The sequence below is a fragment of the Acinetobacter sp. RG5 genome, assembly GCF_031844265.1.
Lineage (GTDB): Bacteria > Pseudomonadota > Gammaproteobacteria > Pseudomonadales > Moraxellaceae > Acinetobacter.
Genome location: NZ_JAUZUV010000010.1, coordinates 52,576 through 68,176, shown reverse-complemented (window position 1 = coordinate 68,176; position 15,601 = coordinate 52,576). Strand labels below are relative to the sequence as shown.

Below are 15,601 nucleotides of genomic sequence, written 5' to 3'. Positions count from 1 at the left end.
TTGAGCGGTTCTTCTATCAACATCACTGAAAAATGTTTTTCAAAAAACTAGCGGCTCTAACAAAACTTGAGTTTAATTAATATATATTCGGTTTTAATTTAGATGCTTAAAACTTAAGATTTATGCCTGAGAGGTATTGTTATGGAAACTACGATCATTCTTGCCATCTTGGCGATCATTATCGTATTACTGATCATTTTTTATAACAAGAAAAAGTGAAAGAGCGATGATTCATTTCTTGATACTTTGAGGATTTTTATTGATCTTAAAATAAATTCCAGAGCTTTAAATCAATCAAATATTAATTTCCCGTCGGAAAACCATGAAATCCCCATTGGATCACATAAAGAATCCCAAGGATTAAAATGACCGAAACCACAATTTCCAATATTTTCATTTTTAAATGAGTTCTAAACCTAAGCATCTCATCTTATCTGAATTTTTTTTTCATATAAAAACAAAAAACTGCATCATACAAAAGCCTGATCTTGTTTGATCAGGCTGGTTAACCATTCGTACTAGATAAATTGTATTAGCAGAAAATTAGGTGATTTGATTCAAATCAGCTGTTCAACTGTTGGAAAGCTATGTGATCCATGTTCAAACATGGCATCATGCCAAACATCAAACATGGGCACTTTCACATCCAGAGCCAAGGGCAATTTTTTTTCATTGAACTGCATATGTTGAAGATCTGATCCCCAGGCAATCAAATCAACATCCAAAGTAATCTGATGGGATGGACGTACTCGCCCTGATGCCTGTTCCAGCTGTTTGAGCAACTCAATCATCTCCTCACTGGACACCGAACTTCGCAATAAACACGCTGCATTCCAGTAATCTGCGCCGATGCCATCGCGGCAAGGAATCATATAAATGGGAGAAAACTGAACTTCTCCCCATTCAGAAATACGTTGCTGTGCAGCTTGAAAATGTTGCTGAGGATGACAATTACTCGCTAATGCTAGGGCGAAAATCGTTTCGGTGGCGTTCAAGACGTATCCCTACAGAATTGGCTTGCGCGATAATGGCAGGCTTACGGATCGTAATATTAATCGATTCAATTGCTGTAAAGGTAGTAAAAAGTGCATTCAGCACTAATTTTGCTGCATGTTCAATCAATTCAGGCTTGGCGTCTTGAATGACTTTACTGGAAATCTCACAAATTTCTGCATAATTCAACGTATCTGCAAGTGCATCTGAGTTTGATGCCTGTTCTAAATCGGTTTGAATGATCAAATCCAGCATTAAAGGCTGAATAATTTGACGCTCCCAGTTAAAGCAGCCAACGACTGTCTCAACTTTTAAACCTTCAATAATAATGGCGTCCATTGGATTGCTCGAGAATATGATATTTACAACTAATCTCCCTAAATCCCTCTTTTATAAAGAGGGACTTTTATCGCTTCTACTTTATCAAGCAATGAGAAACTCCTCCCTTTAGAAAGGGAGGTCGGGAGGGATTAAATTAATGCTTTAACAGCAGATTCGGATCCATGCTTTGCACCATTTGCAAACGCTGATCGGCATAGATATCGGTATACGGCGCAAGAATTCGCATGAAACGGTCGAAATACAGCATTTGCTTGAACAGCAAGGCAAAATCGCGCGGGAACCGGATGCCATGACGTTCACCCACAGCCACCATATCCATCATGATATCGTTCAGGTCAGCAGGGTTGGACGTTAACAATTCCTGCGGATCCGCCATCAATACACCGCTAAATAAACGTTCCAGATCAGCAGCCAAGACTTTGGTGTCAATCTGCACAGCAGTCATGCCCATTTTCAGCATGTTTTGCGCCATCAGCTCATAATTGGTATGTTGCAATGAATCCATAAATGTCATACAGGCAGTCCATACTTCAGGCTTGAGCTGACCGACAATACCGAAATCAATAAAACCGACACGGCCATCTTCAAGTAGCATCAGGTTGCCTGCATGCAGATCGGCATGGAAACTGTTACACATCATCAAGCTGCCAAACCAGGTATTCATCGCAGTGATAAGTACTTGAGATGGATCTTTGGATACTTTTTTGACCACTTCAAAATCTGTCAAAGGCACACCGTATAAACGCTGCATGGTGAGCACACGACGGGTTGAATATTGATGATAAACCTTAGGTGCAGTGGCTGCCTGATTGTTGGTGATATTCAGGTAATTAACAAAATCATCCAGATTCTGGGCTTCTTCGATAAAATCGACTTCACGCACCATACGGGTTTTGATTTCTTCGACAATGTCAGCCAGTGAAGCAAACTTAACTTTCGGGACTGCTTTTTCCAGCAACTTGGTTGCCCAATGCAGCACATTCAAGTCAGTGTACAAAATGGTTTCTACGCCCGGTTTTTGTACTTTAATCACGACATCTTCGCCAGACACCAGTTTGGCCGCATGCACCTGTGCAATAGATGCAGAGGCTAATGGCGTTTCATCAATCGATTCAAAGATTTCATCCAGGTTACGTCCTGCAAATTCAGAAGCCAACACTTGCTGGATATAGCTAAACGGCAAGCGTGGAGTCTGATCCAGACAGCCCTGAAATTCTTCAACGTATTCACGTGGAAACAGCGACGGCGTACTGGCAATAAACTGCCCCAGCTTGATATAGGTCGAACCCAAAGATTCGAAAGTTTCACGCATGAGCTTGGCATTGCTTGGCTTTTCAGTGGCATACTTAATGCCCGCCTTGGCCGCAACGACCGCTGTTTCTCCCATACGGGCAACTGAACGTATTCCATCTAACCAGATATTGTTTTTCATAATGTCTTAGGAAAAATTAATTACACGCAGTGTAGCAAAAAAAATTCACTTTGCAGGCTTATCTTGCCTGACAGATTGGGCAATCTGTATCTTTTTCGAAAGCGAGAATCCGCTGCTTAAAACTCAGTCCATCCCACAACAACAGCTTTTGTCGAAGTGGCATCTGGCCCAATCCCAGATATAACAAGGCATGATGTGCCTGCAAGCTGGCCATCACATTCGGGGTGGTCGCCAGTACACCGGAGTCTGCACAGCGCAGACTTTCATCGGCCTGATTTTCTGGCGGAAACAGGCAGGCATAACAGGCGGAATCCCCTTCGACCATAAACAGCTGGCCTTGCAAGCCAATCGCAGAGGCACTCAATAAGGGCACATTCAGCTCCACGCAAATGTGATTGACCAGATAGCGTGTGGCAAACTGATCACAGCCATCCAATACCAGATCCTGATGCTCGATCACACTTACTGCATTCTCAGCCGTTAAAGCCTGATTGATATATTCAACTTGTACATTCGGATTAATCTGGCCCAGTCTTTTGGCCAGAGTTTCTGCCTTATAAAATCCAATATCCTGCGGCATAAATGCCAGTTGTCGCTGTAAATTACTCATCTCGATAGTATCTGGATCGATCAGGGTGATTTTCCCTACACCTGCGCGCGCCAGAAGTTCTGCCAGTGCACAGCCAATTCCGCCACAACCAATAATACAGACATTAGAAAATTTCAGTCGCTCCTGCGCATCAATATCCCAGCCATCCAGAAGAATCTGACGGCTATACAGATGCAGTTCAGCATCGGTGAGTTCGAATTCTGGGGATATGGCATCCATGTTAAATGTAGACAACGTCTTTCCTTGTTTCGAAAATTTTTAACAATGATCGCAAAAATTAGCTTTACTGAATTTTTTAAGGACTGATAAATCTCTGGAATATCAATCTCACATTCAATTCACAGCACATCAATAAATGGTTCGGCCATCGTTGATGGCAACTAGCATATCAGCTAAACGCTCGGTATCAAGATGCAGCGGCTATGGCTTGGCAAGATTTTTTGAATCACCTCAATTCAATGGTTCCGGCAAACAGCTTTTTCTAACTTATAAAAGGTGTCAGACCTGAAGTTTTTAAAATCTTTGTTATTAAATTTCCCTGTAAATCGAGCTGTCTTGTTTAGCAATTCTGTAGTCTCTGCCTATATTTGAGTATGAAAATGTATGAGTTCAGTGAGACCTAAGGCATCTGTCTCTAAATATGATTAATCTGAAAATACCAAGCAATCTTTTCAGCTTTCATAAAATCGTATGGAGAACATACATGACCGAGCATAACAATACTCAACATGATAATCGTGAAAAATTATGGGAATTGATCAAGGATGTTCGTTACACCATGATCAGCCATTTAACCGACACACATGAAATACACTCCCAGCCGATGACCATGCTGAACTCCGAGCAGATGAATGAACGTCAAAACTTATATTTCATCCTGCGTAACACCAATGATCTGGTCAAAGCAGCAGAAACAGGCCGTGTTCAGATTGGTCTGTCTTTTGCAAAACCATCAGATGGTATTTACGTGTCGATTAGTGCACATGCCCAGATCAGTACTGACCGCATTCTGATTGAACAGTTGTGGAATCCGTGGGCTGAAAACTGGTTTGAAGGCAAAGATGATCCTACCGTACGGGTATTGATTGCTGAAGCAATCAGCGCAGAATATTGGAATGTGACAGACAACAAAGTCACCCAGCTTTTTAAAGCTTTAAAAGGCGGCGTAACTGGTGAAGCGGGCGAACCGCATGCAGAACATCAAAAAGTGAATCTACAAAGTAATATCTGGTAATGAATGAGATTTAGCCTCTTGAAATTAAGAGGCTAATTTTTTGATATATTTAATTTTAAATATCAATGTAATTCCACTGTAATGACATAAAAAATTATAATTTTTGCTTGCCTTAATCTGCTCTCTTAAAAATATAAGCTTGGGAAAATCGACGCAATATCTAACTAAAATTTGAGTAGAAGATTTATTTCTTAAAAAACCAAAAGGCTGCCATGGCAGCCTTTTAGTATTCAATCAAAAGATGAATTTTGAAAAATTAGCTGACTCGCTTTATCTCTTGAAGTTTAGCAACTTCCTGCTGTTTGAGTAAATTGCGCTGAATCTTGCCACTCGATGTCTTCGGTAAAGATGTCACAAACTCAATCTCTTTCGGATAGGCATGTTTGGATAAACGTGAACGTACATAACTTTGCAATTTTAACATTAAATCTTCAGTGGCTGGATATGCTGATTTAAGTACTACAAAGGCTTTCACAATTTCAGTACGTTCTGGATCTGGCTTGCCGACGACTGCAGATTCAAGCACTTCTTCACATTCAAGCAAAGTACTTTCTACATCAAAAGGTCCAACCCGATATCCTGAGGTTGTAATGACATCATCTGCACGTCCAATAAAATCAATACCGCCATATTCATTCAGCTTCACGGTATCACCAGTGAGATAATACTGCCCGACAAATGACTTGCGGTTGTGGCCTGCATAGCCTTCAAACCACATCAACGGTGAAGCTGCACAGTCAATTGCCAAGGTTCCAATCCCGCCTTTTTCTACTTCCTGATGTTCTTTGTCCAATACAGCAAAACGATGCCCAGGAATAGCAAAACCGGCTGAACCAACTTTTTTATAATGCTCCAAGCCATGATGATTGGCGATCACCATACCCAGTTCAGTCTGTCCATATTGATCGTAAATATTCACACTTAAATCATGATTGAACCACTGAATCACTTCAGGCGTGAGCGGCTCACCTGCACTGCTTACCACGCGTAAATGCGAACTGATGCCTGCATCAAATTTTTCTTTAAAACCAAAGAACATGCGAAATGCGGTTGGCGAACCGGTCAGGTTACTAACCTGATATTTTTGAATGATTTGTACGGCATTATCGACACTAAAACCACGTTCATCCATGATGATGCTGTGCCCTAAACTGAGCGGCCCTGCAATGCCATAATACAGTCCATACGCCCAGCCCGGGTCTGCCAGATTCCAGAAGGAATCTTCATCTCGCAGATCTACCGCGTGCAGCATATAGCCTTTAAAGGCCAACAAGGCTTTTAAAGGCACAGGAACCGATTTTGCCAAGCCTGTCGTACCTGAAGTAAACATCATCAGGAAAATATCATTAAACTGGCAATTTACCGGTTCAAACTCTTCCGGTTGCTGCTGTAAGGCTGTCCAGAAATCAGCATCTTGATAATCATCTGCCGCTGTTTGATGCACAGTCAGAATATTAGGGACATTGAGATCATGAAGTTTCAGTCGCTGCTCTTCATCAGTAACAATCAACTGGGTGCCAGCGGTACTGATGCGATGTTCAATGGCTTTGCTTTCAAAGGCAGTAAATAAAGGTTGGTATATGGCACCGATCCGCCAGGTGGCCAGTATGGTAATTAAGAGTGCTGGCGTTCTTGGCAGCAATCCGGCAATACAGTCACCTGCCTTTAAACCCAGAGAATGCATATAATTGGCCAGCTGTCCTGAAGCCACGGCCAGCTGTTCAAAGGTCCACTGCTCTGCGTCTCCATTTTTACCTTCCCAAATCAGTGCAGTTCGGTTTTGACCCAGGTAGCGACCACAGCATTCGGTATAAGCATTAATACTATCTGCGTTTCCAACCAGATGTTCCTGAACCATATTTTCAAAATTAAAATCAGCATATGCCTGTTCTAATGTCTTCATGACGACAACCTCTTTCCTATTGTATTTTTCAGGCGACCTTGCCTGAGTTTGTCCATTTGTATTTGTTGTTCCTGCTGATTCCATCAGCATACTTTTTTAAATCTGCATTCATGCCCTAGGACTAGAACATGAATAAGGCTTATTTTTCGATTATTCGTACTGTATGTCTTTAGATCATCATGTTCAGTTAAATCCTGCAATTTCCATATCCATCAATAGTAAGTGCAGGATTTAAACATCAATCAAAGTCTGTTTTTTTAAATTAAAAAATCAGCGTTGACATACTTCACGTGCAATCACCAGTCGTTGAATATCTGATGCACCTTCATAAATCTGGCTCACTCGTACATCACGATAAATTCGCTCGACCGGAAAATCAGAGACATAACCGTAGCCACCATGAATCTGGATCGCATCCGAGCAGACTCTTTCTGCAATAGTCGATGCAAACAGTTTTGCCATCGATGCTTCTTTTAAACACGCCAAGCCTGCATCTTTTAATGTTGCAGCATGCAAAACGAGCTGACGTGCGGCTTCAATTTGTGTCGCCATATCTGCAAGCTTGAACGCCACAGCCTGATGTTGCACAATTTCTACACCAAAGGCTTTACGGTCATTGGCATATTCCACTGCAGCATCCAGTGCAGCCCGCGCCATACCGACAGATTGTGCCGCAATGCCGATCCGACCCGATTCAAGGTTCGACAAGGCAATTTTATAACCTTCACCTTCCTGCCCCAACAAGTTGGCAGCAGGAATTCGGCATTTATCCAGAACGATGGTCGCGGTATCGGAACAATGTTGACCCATTTTCTCTTCTAGACGTGACACGATATAACCCGGTGCATCGGTCGGCACCAGAAAGCATGAAATACCTTTTTTCCCTGCCGATTTATCAGTCACAGCAAAGACTAGTGCAATCTGTGCGTGTTTACCTGTCGTGATAAACTGCTTGGTGCCATTTAACACCCATTCATCACCATCACGTTCGGCTTTACACTCCAGCGAACTGGCATCCGAACCGGCCTGAGGTTCTGTCAAGCAGAAACAGCCGAGCCATTCACCTGTTGCCAGCTTGGTTAAATACTGTTGTTTTTGTTCCTCTGTGCCATAACGCTGGGTAATGCCACAAGGTAAAGAATTCTGCACACTGACAATCGTCGATATTGCACCATCACCTGCGGCGATCTCCTCTAGTGCCAAGACCAGTGACACATAATCCAGACCTGCGCCGCCCCATTCTTCAGCCACTGTCATACCCAATGCGCCAAGCTCACCGAGTTCTTTAAGTTCTTGTGCAGGGAATTGTGCAGTTTTGTCGCGTAAGGCCGCTGTCGGTTTCAGTTTCTGCTGCGAGTAATTGCGCATCATGTCCTGAATCATTTTTTGTTCGTCATTTAAAATCATTGAACTTCCCTTTCTATATCTATTTATTTACTTCAAGCTTTTTACTATTGAGATCGTTGGCACGTCGGATAAGGCGGCATGGATGTCGCCTGCGAAACTGAGATACAGGGATGTATCTTCAGTTTCGCAAAGGATTTTTGTTTCTTTTGATCCTTCAAAAGAAAATGCATGCTTAAGCAAATTCATTTAAATTCAATGAGAAATTGGTAGCTGTGCAAATCATCATGTCCTATATAAATCGAAAACTTATTTAGGCTGCATACGGATTGCGCCATCCAAACGAATGACCTCACCATTCAAATAACTATTTTCAAAAATATGTCCCACCAGATGGGCAAATTCCTGTGGTTTTGCCAGACGTGGTGGAAACGGCACCATTTGCCCCAAAGCATCCTGGACATTTTGCGGCATGCCTTTCAGCATCGGAGTTTCCATAATGCCCGGCGCGATGGTCATGACACGGATCGCTTCACGGGCCAGTTCACGTGCCAGAGGTAAAGTCATTGCGACTACTGCACCTTTAGAAGCCGCATAGGCAGTCTGACCAATTTGACCATCATAAGCAGCGACCGAAGCCGTATTTACAATCACACCGCGCTCTTCTTCACCAGATTGCAGCTGATATTTTGCCATTAAGGCTGCTGCATGACGTAGCATATTAAATGTGCCATTCACGTTAATATTCAGCACTTTTTGAAACATTGCCAACTCATGGATACCGTTGCGCCCCAGCACTTTGGCAGAAGGTGCAATTCCGGCACAGTTAATCAAGCCATTCAGTTGACCATACCTATTTTCGACATGGGCAAAGAACGTTTCTACTGCCTGTTCATCGGTCACATCGAGCTGTACAAATTCAGACTGCTCACCGAGTTGCTGTTGTAATGCTGCGCCCTGTTCCTGATTCATATCGACCAGAATCACTTTGGCACCTTGCTCAACCAGATGCACAGCTGTAGCAGCACCCAAACCCGATGCTCCGCCTGTTACTACAATAACTTTTCCCTGAATTTTCATTTTTATTCCCTAACTTTTTTCTATTTTAGATACGACTTAATATGCAGAGTAAACAGAGTTTTTATTCTGTACAATTTCCAAATATTGCATCTTGCCTGAGGTATTTGGACAATGAAAATAAGGATGCCACATTGAACATGCATAAGCCTGTACTGGAATATAGCAAAGGCACGATTTCAATTGATCTGGTCAAGGAAGCCTTGCTGGATGCCAAACGGCTGCAATTTGACATTGCTGCCATTTTGAAAAAAGCCAATATTCCAGCGGAAGTCCTAAATGCGCCCAAGGCACGCGTATCGGTCAGCCAGTTTGCCCAGTTATGGACCGTGCTTGCAGACAGCATGAATGATGAATTTTTTGGCATGGACAGTCATGCCATGCGCCGTGGCAGCTTTAAATTGCTATCAAAAATGGTCATGCAAGCCGACACCTTAGAAAAAGCACTACAACACATTTTGCAATTCCTTAATCTGGTTTTGGACGACCTGCAAAGCACGCTGATGGTTGAAGAAAACTATGCCTATATCGTGATTTATGACCTAAAACCAACCAAACGCATGTTTAGCTATGCGACTTATCTGATGCTGATTCATACCTTGATCTGCTGGTTAAGCGGACAACGGATTTTGCTCAATCAAATCCAATTGAAATGCCCGGCACCACCCGATGATTTTGATTATAAAGTCCGTTTTTGTGAACAGATTGAATATCAGGCCAGTGAAAACTATGTGCAGTTTGATGCCAGCTATCTGCAACTGCCAATTAAGCAGGATGCGCAGTCCTGGTATCAGTTTATCCAGCAAACACCACACAATTTATTGGTGCGTTTTAAAAATCCTTATGCACTCAGTACCCAGATTCGCAGACAACTACTGCAAGTTGCACCTTCAGAATGGCTAGAGCTAAATGAACTTGCCTTAAAAATGAATATGTCTGAAGCTACCATGCAACGGCGTTTAAAAAGCGAAGGTGTCAGTTACCAGCAATTAAAAAACGAGATACGTCGCGATACCGCAATCGAGTTATTGACCCGGACTGAACAAAGTTTGCAAGAAATCAGTGATCAGCTCAACTTTCAGGAACCGAGTGCCTTTCATCGTGCATTTAAGAAATGGACAGGAGTCAGTCCAGGCGCCTATCGGCAAAATAGCATTCGATAATTTATATAAACTTAGACTCTAAAAATCTTAATTCAACATGCTTACAATCTAAACCACTAGTTTTATTAGAGTTATATATTTCAAGTCCTAAAACATATATTAGCAGGACTACACAGTCATCCAGAAAGCTTTGCAATCCGCCCAAGAATAGATTATTTTTCACTCAATTTATAGCACTTTGCTATTGGCTATACTCCCAAATTCTCTCCTAAGTTGAAGGTATTTTCATGTTAAAGATGACTGATGTCCTTGAACAGAATCTTGTTCAAAACTTCACCAATGCTTTACTTCATTCAGCTGATCAAATCTCTGAACAACTTAATCAAGGTATTTTAAATGCCTCTGACTCAGCACTTAAAGATGTTGTCGTTCAGTTCTTTAACCGTGTTGATGCAACTGAAACTGCGGCAGCCCTAGAGATTCCGGCAGATCGTATTGTCGCCCTGCAACAAGGTATTGCGCTTAAAGATGAACAATATCTGGCAGATACCGTGAAAGTTGTAGCACTTTGTCTGGCAATGGAAACAGGTAGCCTGGATCAGGTCGAAGTCTATGATGGTCTGCAAGACTATCCGGTTTAAATTGAGCCAACTCCAAAAAGCGATGCAGATGCATCGCTTTTTTGTTTTTAGTTATACTGCGTTGGCGTCATGTCATTCAAAATACTTAAGGTTTCAGATGCAGTCAGGAATTTATAAAGAAAAAATCCAATAAAAAAGCGACCACATCGGTCGCTTTTTTATAAAGATAGATGACAGATTAATGTGGCCATTGACCCAAAGTTACGCGATCATTCCCGCCATAATCTTTAACCGTGCGGACTTGCTTATAACCCGCCTGTTTAAATAGATGTTGTACGGCGTCTGCCTGATTATAACCATGCTCAAGCACCACCCAACCTTTCACGGTCAAATGCTTCTTGGCTTGCAGAATAATCATTTCAATATCGGCCAGCCCCTTTTTATCTGCCGCCAGCGCACGTTCCGGTTCAGTCGCCAGATTCTGCATATGCACATCATCAGGGTCGATATAGGGTGGATTCGATACAATGGCATCAAAGAATTGACGGCCAAATGGTTTCAACCATGAACCTAGAACGAATTCTACATTCTCAATATCATGTTGTTCCGCATTATATTTCGCCACCTCAAGCGTAGGCTCGTAGATATCGGAAGCCGTTACTGTCCAGTTAGAACGTTCAGATGCCAGTGATAAGGCAATTGCGCCAGTACCTGTACCCAAATCTACTACACGGGCATCTTCAGGCAGGTCTAACTTCAATACCGTCTCAACCAGTACTTCAGTATCCGGACGTGGCACCAAGGTATCTTTGGTCACTTTGAGGTCCAAAGTCCAGAATGGCTGTGAACCAGTGACATAAGCCAAAGGCTCGCCAGCAGCAATACGCGCCAACCCGTCTTTATACACCTGTTCCTGTTCAGGCGTTAATTCCTGATCCTTTTTCATCAGTAGATCAAATGAATCAATCTTGGTGATGTGTTCCAGTAACCAGGCATTTTCCTGACGTTCGTAACTTTCAGCTTCGCCGCGTAAAGCCAGCGCTTGTAAAATATTCATTATCCACCATTCTGCTGTGCAAGCATGGCCAACTGATCCGCCTGATATTCGCGGTGCAGACTATCCAGCAATTCGGTCAAATCACCTTCCATCACGGCATCCAGCTTGTATAAAGTCAGGTTAATGCGGTGATCGGTCATACGACCTTGCGGATAGTTATAGGTACGGATACGTTCCGAACGATCACCCGATCCCACCAGGTCACGACGCATTTCCGAGGTTGCTGCATCTGCTGCTGCACGTTTGGCATTTTCCAAACGTGATACCAGCAGTGCCATCGCTTTGGCCTTGTTCTTATGCTGTGAACGCTCTTCCTGACATTCCACCACTGTGCCAGTTGGAATGTGGGTAATACGTACTGCAGAATCGGTTTTGTTAACGTGCTGACCGCCTGCACCTGAAGCACGATACGTATCAATCCGCAAATCGGATGAATTGATTTCAACCGAGGTATCGACATCAATTTCAGGAAGAATCGCAACGGTACATGCTGAGGTATGCACACGGCCTTGTGATTCGGTCGCTGGTACACGCTGTACACGATGCGCACCACTTTCAAATTTTAGACGACCGTAAACCCCGTCACCATTAATCAGGCAGATGACTTCTTTATAGCCACCATGTTCGCCTTCATTTTCAGAGAGGATTTCAATACGCCAGCCTTGGTTTTCCGCATATTTACTATACATACGAAATAAATCGCCTGAGAAAATCGCAGCTTCATCGCCGCCGGTTCCGGCACGAATCTCAAGATAAGCCGAGTTGGCATCATTCGGATCTTTCGGAATCATCAAGATGTTCAAGTCTGCTTCAAGCGATTCAATTAAAGCTTTATTCTCTTTAATTTCTTCCTGCGCCATTTCCTTAAAGTCCGGATCTGACAGCATGGCCTGAGCTGTTTCAATGTCTTCTTCAGCCTGTCTGTACTTGGTCCAGACATTGGTGATTTCTGTTAAGTCATTATGCTCACGTGACAATTGACGGAAGCGCTTATTATCAGAAATGACTTCTACATCAGCCAGTAATGCGGTCAATTCTTCATGGCGGTCAGAGAGTTGGTCTAATCGTAAACGTAACGATTCTTTCATTTTCTAAAAAATCTCAAACATAGGCTGGGACTAAAAACCGATTTAGCACAGCGAAATCAAAAAATTGCGCCTAGTTTAACGACTCTGGCTTCTAATGAACATCATTATTGAGTAAGTCCGCGTTGCTATCATTCGTGCTCTACAGCATTTGTTAACAAATATGATTAAAAACAGTGGAATTGCCTTTTTTATAGTCGATCTTATTCTTATTTCTTGCCGATTTTACAATTCGCCAAATAAAGCAGGGAATTATGAAGAAACATCTTCATATTGTTTTGGGCATGATTTGTTACATTTTCCGCATCGAAATAATTACAGTCCTGTTGATGGACACGGAGTGATGACATGAAACTCAACGCACTTTTAATGAGTACAGTTTTAGCTGCTGGTTCAATGATGACCGTAAACGCACATGCCGACAGTACAGCGCGTGTTGCAGCAGCAAGTGCTTTAGGTAGTGTTGCAGGTACAGCATTAGGTAAAAACATGGGCGGTAACACCGGCGCAACCATTGGTGCTGCTTTAGGTGGTGCTGGCGGTGCAGCAGTTGCAAGCAGCAAGAAAAACCGTACTGAATCTGCCATTGGTGGTGCCCTAGGTGGCGGTGCCGGTTATACCGTAGGTAAAAATATGGGCGGTACTAACGGTGGTTATATCGGTTCAGCCTTAGGTGCTGCCGGTGGTGCGGCACTGGGTAACAAGATTGCCAAAGATAAAGCAGTGGAAAAACGCTCTAAACACTGGAAAAAACGTTACCGTTAATTTGCGTTCAGGCAGTTTAGACTAGACGCTACATTTAACATAAAAAGCACCTTTTGGTGCTTTTTTTATTGCTGCTTTACTACGTGAATTTTCAATTAATACATGGAATTATCCTGCCCACATCATGAATAAATTAAGGAGATAAAAATCACAATTCGCCAACATTGCCTCCATGCTGTTTGGCGCTTGCTAGATTAAATTTATCTCATCAACAAAATATAGCTAGATATATAGAAGGTGTCCTCATGAACTATAAATCTCTAATGATCGCTGTTGTAGCAACCTCAGCCATGGGTATGACAGCTGCCAATGCAGGCAATACAACCAATACAGCTTTAGCTTCTGCACTAGGTGGGGTTGTTGGTGCTGCAGTAGGTAATAAGATGGGCGGTACCACTGGTGCAACAATCGGTTCAGCGATTGGTGGCGGTGCGGGTGCCGCAGTAGCGGCAAATAAACGTGACCGTAATGGTGCGATTATCGGTGGTGCTTTAGGTGGCGGTGCAGGTTATGCAGTTGGCCGAAACATGGCAGGCACTAACGGTGGTTATATCGGTGCGGCACTGGGTTCAGCAGGTGGTTCAGCTTTAGGTAAAAAAGTTAGCGAAGACCGTCGTTATGATGACCGCAGCGAACGTCGCTATAACTCTTCTCGTAACTACCGTTATAACGATTATCGCTATAACAACCGTCGTCGTTAAGATTCTCTCCCCTTATTCTTTCCTCCTTTATAAGCATCTTCGGATGCTTATTTTTTTGCCTTTATTTTTTATCTTTATCTTTTGGTTTACACTTATATCGATTTTTTTCGATATACAAATACATTCTAAAGTCGTATGCTTTTAGAGATGTTTATTTAAGAGTAATACTATGCGTACGCTTAACGATACCCAGTTCTCTATACTCGAACTGGTTCCTGTTCGTGACGACAAGAGCATTCAATTCGCGCTGAACCATGCGCTGGAACTTGCCCAAACAGCAGAAAAATTGGGTTATCGCCGGATGTGGCTGGCAGAACATCATAATATGGATGGTATTGCCAGTTCAGCAACTGCAGTTCTCTTAGGCTATTTACTGGCGAATACCAAAACCTTAACTTTAGGCTCTGGCGGAATTATGTTGCCCAACCATGCACCGCTGGTCGTGGCTGAACAGTTCGGCACATTGGCGACGCTCTATCCGGACCGGATTGAACTGGGTCTGGGCCGCGCACCCGGTACAGATCAAATGACCATGCGTGCCCTGCGTCGTGGCCGTCAGGAAACCGAAGATCAATTTCCGCAGGATGTTCTGGAAATTCTGCAATATTTTAAAGATCCAATTCCAGGACAGCGTATTGTGGCAACGCCGGGTCAAAGCACGCATGTACCTGTATGGTTATTAGGATCCAGTCTGTTTAGTGCGCAATTGGCAGCAAAACTCGGCCTACCTTATTCCTTCGCTTCGCATTTTGCCCCGCGTATGCTGGGTCAGGCCATTCAATTATATCGTGAAAACTTTGAACCGTCTGAATATCTCGATCGTCCTTATGTATCGATGGGCGTACCGACCTGTGTCGCAGATACCGATGAAGAAGCACAATATCTGTCGACCAGTGCCTATCAGCGGGTTTTATCACTGATTCGTGGGCAAAGCCTAAAACTTAAAGCACCTATTGATTCGATGGAAGGTCTGTGGTCGCCGCCGGAAAAAATGTCAGTCGATAATTTCTTTGCCATGGCTCAGGTCGGTTCCAAAGAAACCGTTAAAGCCGGTCTGGCATCGCTTTTAGCCAAATATGACGTGGATGAGTTTATCTTTACTTGTGACATCTATGACACTGACAAACGTCTGCACAACTTTGAGCTGTTGATGCAAATTAAAAACGGTCTGTAAATGAAAGCTGCATCTACCTATTCTCAGCAATGGGTAGATGTTTTTTCACCTTTAAAGATAAATGACTAAAAGAAACATCCCAGTAAAATCATTTCTATCGACCTCCTCCATTAAACAGCCTCTTCTTTGAACGAACACTTCATTTCCTTCATCCATCTCAGCAAGTTAAAATTCATTCTTTTTGGATCGCCTGTAAACCC

Annotated in this window: 15 protein-coding genes; 6 read left to right on the top strand and 9 right to left on the bottom strand. The window is 43.0% G+C overall.

The window, feature by feature from the left end; all coding sequences use genetic code 11:
* Positions 1-557: 557 nt before the first annotated feature.
* From Q9R21_RS10250 to Q9R21_RS10235, 4 genes are all read right to left on the bottom strand, one after another.
* Positions 558-995: a 2-amino-4-hydroxy-6-hydroxymethyldihydropteridine diphosphokinase gene (locus tag Q9R21_RS10250; protein ID WP_253147515.1), complete on the bottom strand. Its 438-nt coding sequence runs from the start codon at positions 993-995 to the stop codon at positions 558-560.
* Positions 952-1,332: a dihydroneopterin aldolase gene (gene folB, locus Q9R21_RS10245; protein WP_004278766.1), complete on the bottom strand. Its 381-nt coding sequence runs from the start codon at positions 1,330-1,332 to the stop codon at positions 952-954. The genes Q9R21_RS10250 and folB overlap by 44 nt, the downstream gene beginning before the upstream one ends.
* Before the next feature lie 136 nt (positions 1,333-1,468).
* Entirely contained in the window at positions 1,469-2,767 is a 1,299-nt protein-coding gene (locus Q9R21_RS10240; protein WP_311204407.1) for an AarF/UbiB family protein, read from the bottom strand.
* Between the two features lie 58 nt (positions 2,768-2,825).
* On the bottom strand, positions 2,826-3,596 hold the full coding sequence (locus tag Q9R21_RS10235; RefSeq protein WP_311204415.1) for a HesA/MoeB/ThiF family protein: 771 nt from the start codon (positions 3,594-3,596) through the stop codon (positions 2,826-2,828).
* A 484-nt stretch (positions 3,597-4,080) separates the two neighbouring features.
* Here Q9R21_RS10235 and Q9R21_RS10230 point away from each other — a divergent pair, with 484 nt between their 5' ends.
* On the top strand, positions 4,081-4,611 hold the full coding sequence (locus tag Q9R21_RS10230) for a pyridoxamine 5'-phosphate oxidase family protein (RefSeq protein WP_311204406.1): 531 nt from the start codon (positions 4,081-4,083) through the stop codon (positions 4,609-4,611).
* Between the two features lie 256 nt (positions 4,612-4,867).
* Here Q9R21_RS10230 and Q9R21_RS10225 read toward each other — a convergent pair whose 3' ends face one another.
* The 3 genes from Q9R21_RS10225 to Q9R21_RS10215 form a co-directional block, all read right to left on the bottom strand.
* Positions 4,868-6,514, bottom strand: coding sequence for an AMP-binding protein (locus tag Q9R21_RS10225; RefSeq protein WP_311204405.1), 1,647 nt, complete (start codon positions 6,512-6,514; stop codon positions 4,868-4,870).
* Positions 6,515-6,784: 270 nt separating this feature from the next.
* Complete coding sequence (locus tag Q9R21_RS10220; RefSeq protein WP_311204404.1) at positions 6,785-7,921, bottom strand: acyl-CoA dehydrogenase family protein; 1,137 nt, start codon at positions 7,919-7,921, stop codon at positions 6,785-6,787.
* Between the two features lie 246 nt (positions 7,922-8,167).
* A complete protein-coding gene (locus Q9R21_RS10215; protein WP_311204403.1) occupies positions 8,168-8,938 on the bottom strand; it encodes a 3-hydroxyacyl-CoA dehydrogenase in 771 nt (256 codons plus the stop codon).
* A 137-nt stretch (positions 8,939-9,075) separates the two neighbouring features.
* On the opposite strand from Q9R21_RS10215, the gene Q9R21_RS10210 reads away from it, so the two are divergent.
* Positions 9,076-10,098 carry an AraC family transcriptional regulator gene (locus tag Q9R21_RS10210; protein ID WP_311204402.1) on the top strand — a complete coding sequence of 341 codons (1,023 nt, stop codon included), beginning with the start codon at positions 9,076-9,078 and terminating at the stop codon, positions 10,096-10,098.
* A 227-nt stretch (positions 10,099-10,325) separates the two neighbouring features.
* On the top strand, positions 10,326-10,679 hold the full coding sequence (locus Q9R21_RS10205; RefSeq protein ID WP_311204401.1) for a hypothetical protein: 354 nt from the start codon (positions 10,326-10,328) through the stop codon (positions 10,677-10,679).
* Between the two features lie 178 nt (positions 10,680-10,857).
* On the opposite strand, the gene prmC is transcribed toward Q9R21_RS10205, so the two are convergent.
* On the bottom strand, positions 10,858-11,676 hold the full coding sequence (prmC, locus tag Q9R21_RS10200; protein WP_311204400.1) for a peptide chain release factor N(5)-glutamine methyltransferase: 819 nt from the start codon (positions 11,674-11,676) through the stop codon (positions 10,858-10,860).
* Positions 11,676-12,764, bottom strand: coding sequence for a peptide chain release factor 1 (prfA, locus tag Q9R21_RS10195; RefSeq protein WP_004645400.1), 1,089 nt, complete (start codon positions 12,762-12,764; stop codon positions 11,676-11,678). Before prfA ends, prmC begins: the two co-directional genes overlap by 1 nt.
* A 345-nt stretch (positions 12,765-13,109) precedes the next feature.
* Between prfA and Q9R21_RS10190 the strand changes: the two genes are divergently transcribed.
* The 3 genes from Q9R21_RS10190 (at position 13,110) to Q9R21_RS10180 (ending at position 15,401) form a co-directional block, all read left to right on the top strand.
* On the top strand, positions 13,110-13,526 hold the full coding sequence (locus tag Q9R21_RS10190; RefSeq protein ID WP_004278777.1) for a glycine zipper domain-containing protein: 417 nt from the start codon (positions 13,110-13,112) through the stop codon (positions 13,524-13,526).
* 245 nt (positions 13,527-13,771) lie between these two features.
* Positions 13,772-14,227, top strand: a complete 456-nt coding sequence (locus Q9R21_RS10185) for a hypothetical protein (RefSeq protein WP_004278778.1) — start codon at positions 13,772-13,774, stop codon at positions 14,225-14,227.
* Between the two features lie 169 nt (positions 14,228-14,396).
* Positions 14,397-15,401 carry an LLM class flavin-dependent oxidoreductase gene (locus Q9R21_RS10180; protein ID WP_253158835.1) on the top strand — a complete coding sequence of 335 codons (1,005 nt, stop codon included), beginning with the start codon at positions 14,397-14,399 and terminating at the stop codon, positions 15,399-15,401.
* Positions 15,402-15,601 lie beyond the last annotated feature (200 nt).

Coding starts and splice junctions, on each gene's coding strand:
- folB (WP_004278766.1), bottom strand. CDS start 1,332: ATGGACGCCATTATTATTGAAGGTTTAAAAGTTGAGACAGTCGTTGGC.
- Q9R21_RS10240 (WP_311204407.1), bottom strand. CDS start 2,767: ATGAAAAACAATATCTGGTTAGATGGAATACGTTCAGTTGCCCGTATG.
- Q9R21_RS10235 (WP_311204415.1), bottom strand. CDS start 3,596: ATGGATGCCATATCCCCAGAATTCGAACTCACCGATGCTGAACTGCAT.
- Q9R21_RS10230 (WP_311204406.1), top strand. CDS start 4,081: ATGACCGAGCATAACAATACTCAACATGATAATCGTGAAAAATTATGG.
- Q9R21_RS10225 (WP_311204405.1), bottom strand. CDS start 6,514: ATGAAGACATTAGAACAGGCATATGCTGATTTTAATTTTGAAAATATG.
- Q9R21_RS10220 (WP_311204404.1), bottom strand. CDS start 7,921: ATGATTTTAAATGACGAACAAAAAATGATTCAGGACATGATGCGCAAT.
- Q9R21_RS10215 (WP_311204403.1), bottom strand. CDS start 8,938: ATGAAAATTCAGGGAAAAGTTATTGTAGTAACAGGCGGAGCATCGGGT.
- Q9R21_RS10210 (WP_311204402.1), top strand. CDS start 9,076: ATGCATAAGCCTGTACTGGAATATAGCAAAGGCACGATTTCAATTGAT.
- Q9R21_RS10205 (WP_311204401.1), top strand. CDS start 10,326: ATGTTAAAGATGACTGATGTCCTTGAACAGAATCTTGTTCAAAACTTC.
- prmC (WP_311204400.1), bottom strand. CDS start 11,676: ATGAATATTTTACAAGCGCTGGCTTTACGCGGCGAAGCTGAAAGTTAC.
- prfA (WP_004645400.1), bottom strand. CDS start 12,764: ATGAAAGAATCGTTACGTTTACGATTAGACCAACTCTCTGACCGCCAT.
- Q9R21_RS10190 (WP_004278777.1), top strand. CDS start 13,110: ATGAAACTCAACGCACTTTTAATGAGTACAGTTTTAGCTGCTGGTTCA.
- Q9R21_RS10185 (WP_004278778.1), top strand. CDS start 13,772: ATGAACTATAAATCTCTAATGATCGCTGTTGTAGCAACCTCAGCCATG.
- Q9R21_RS10180 (WP_253158835.1), top strand. CDS start 14,397: ATGCGTACGCTTAACGATACCCAGTTCTCTATACTCGAACTGGTTCCT.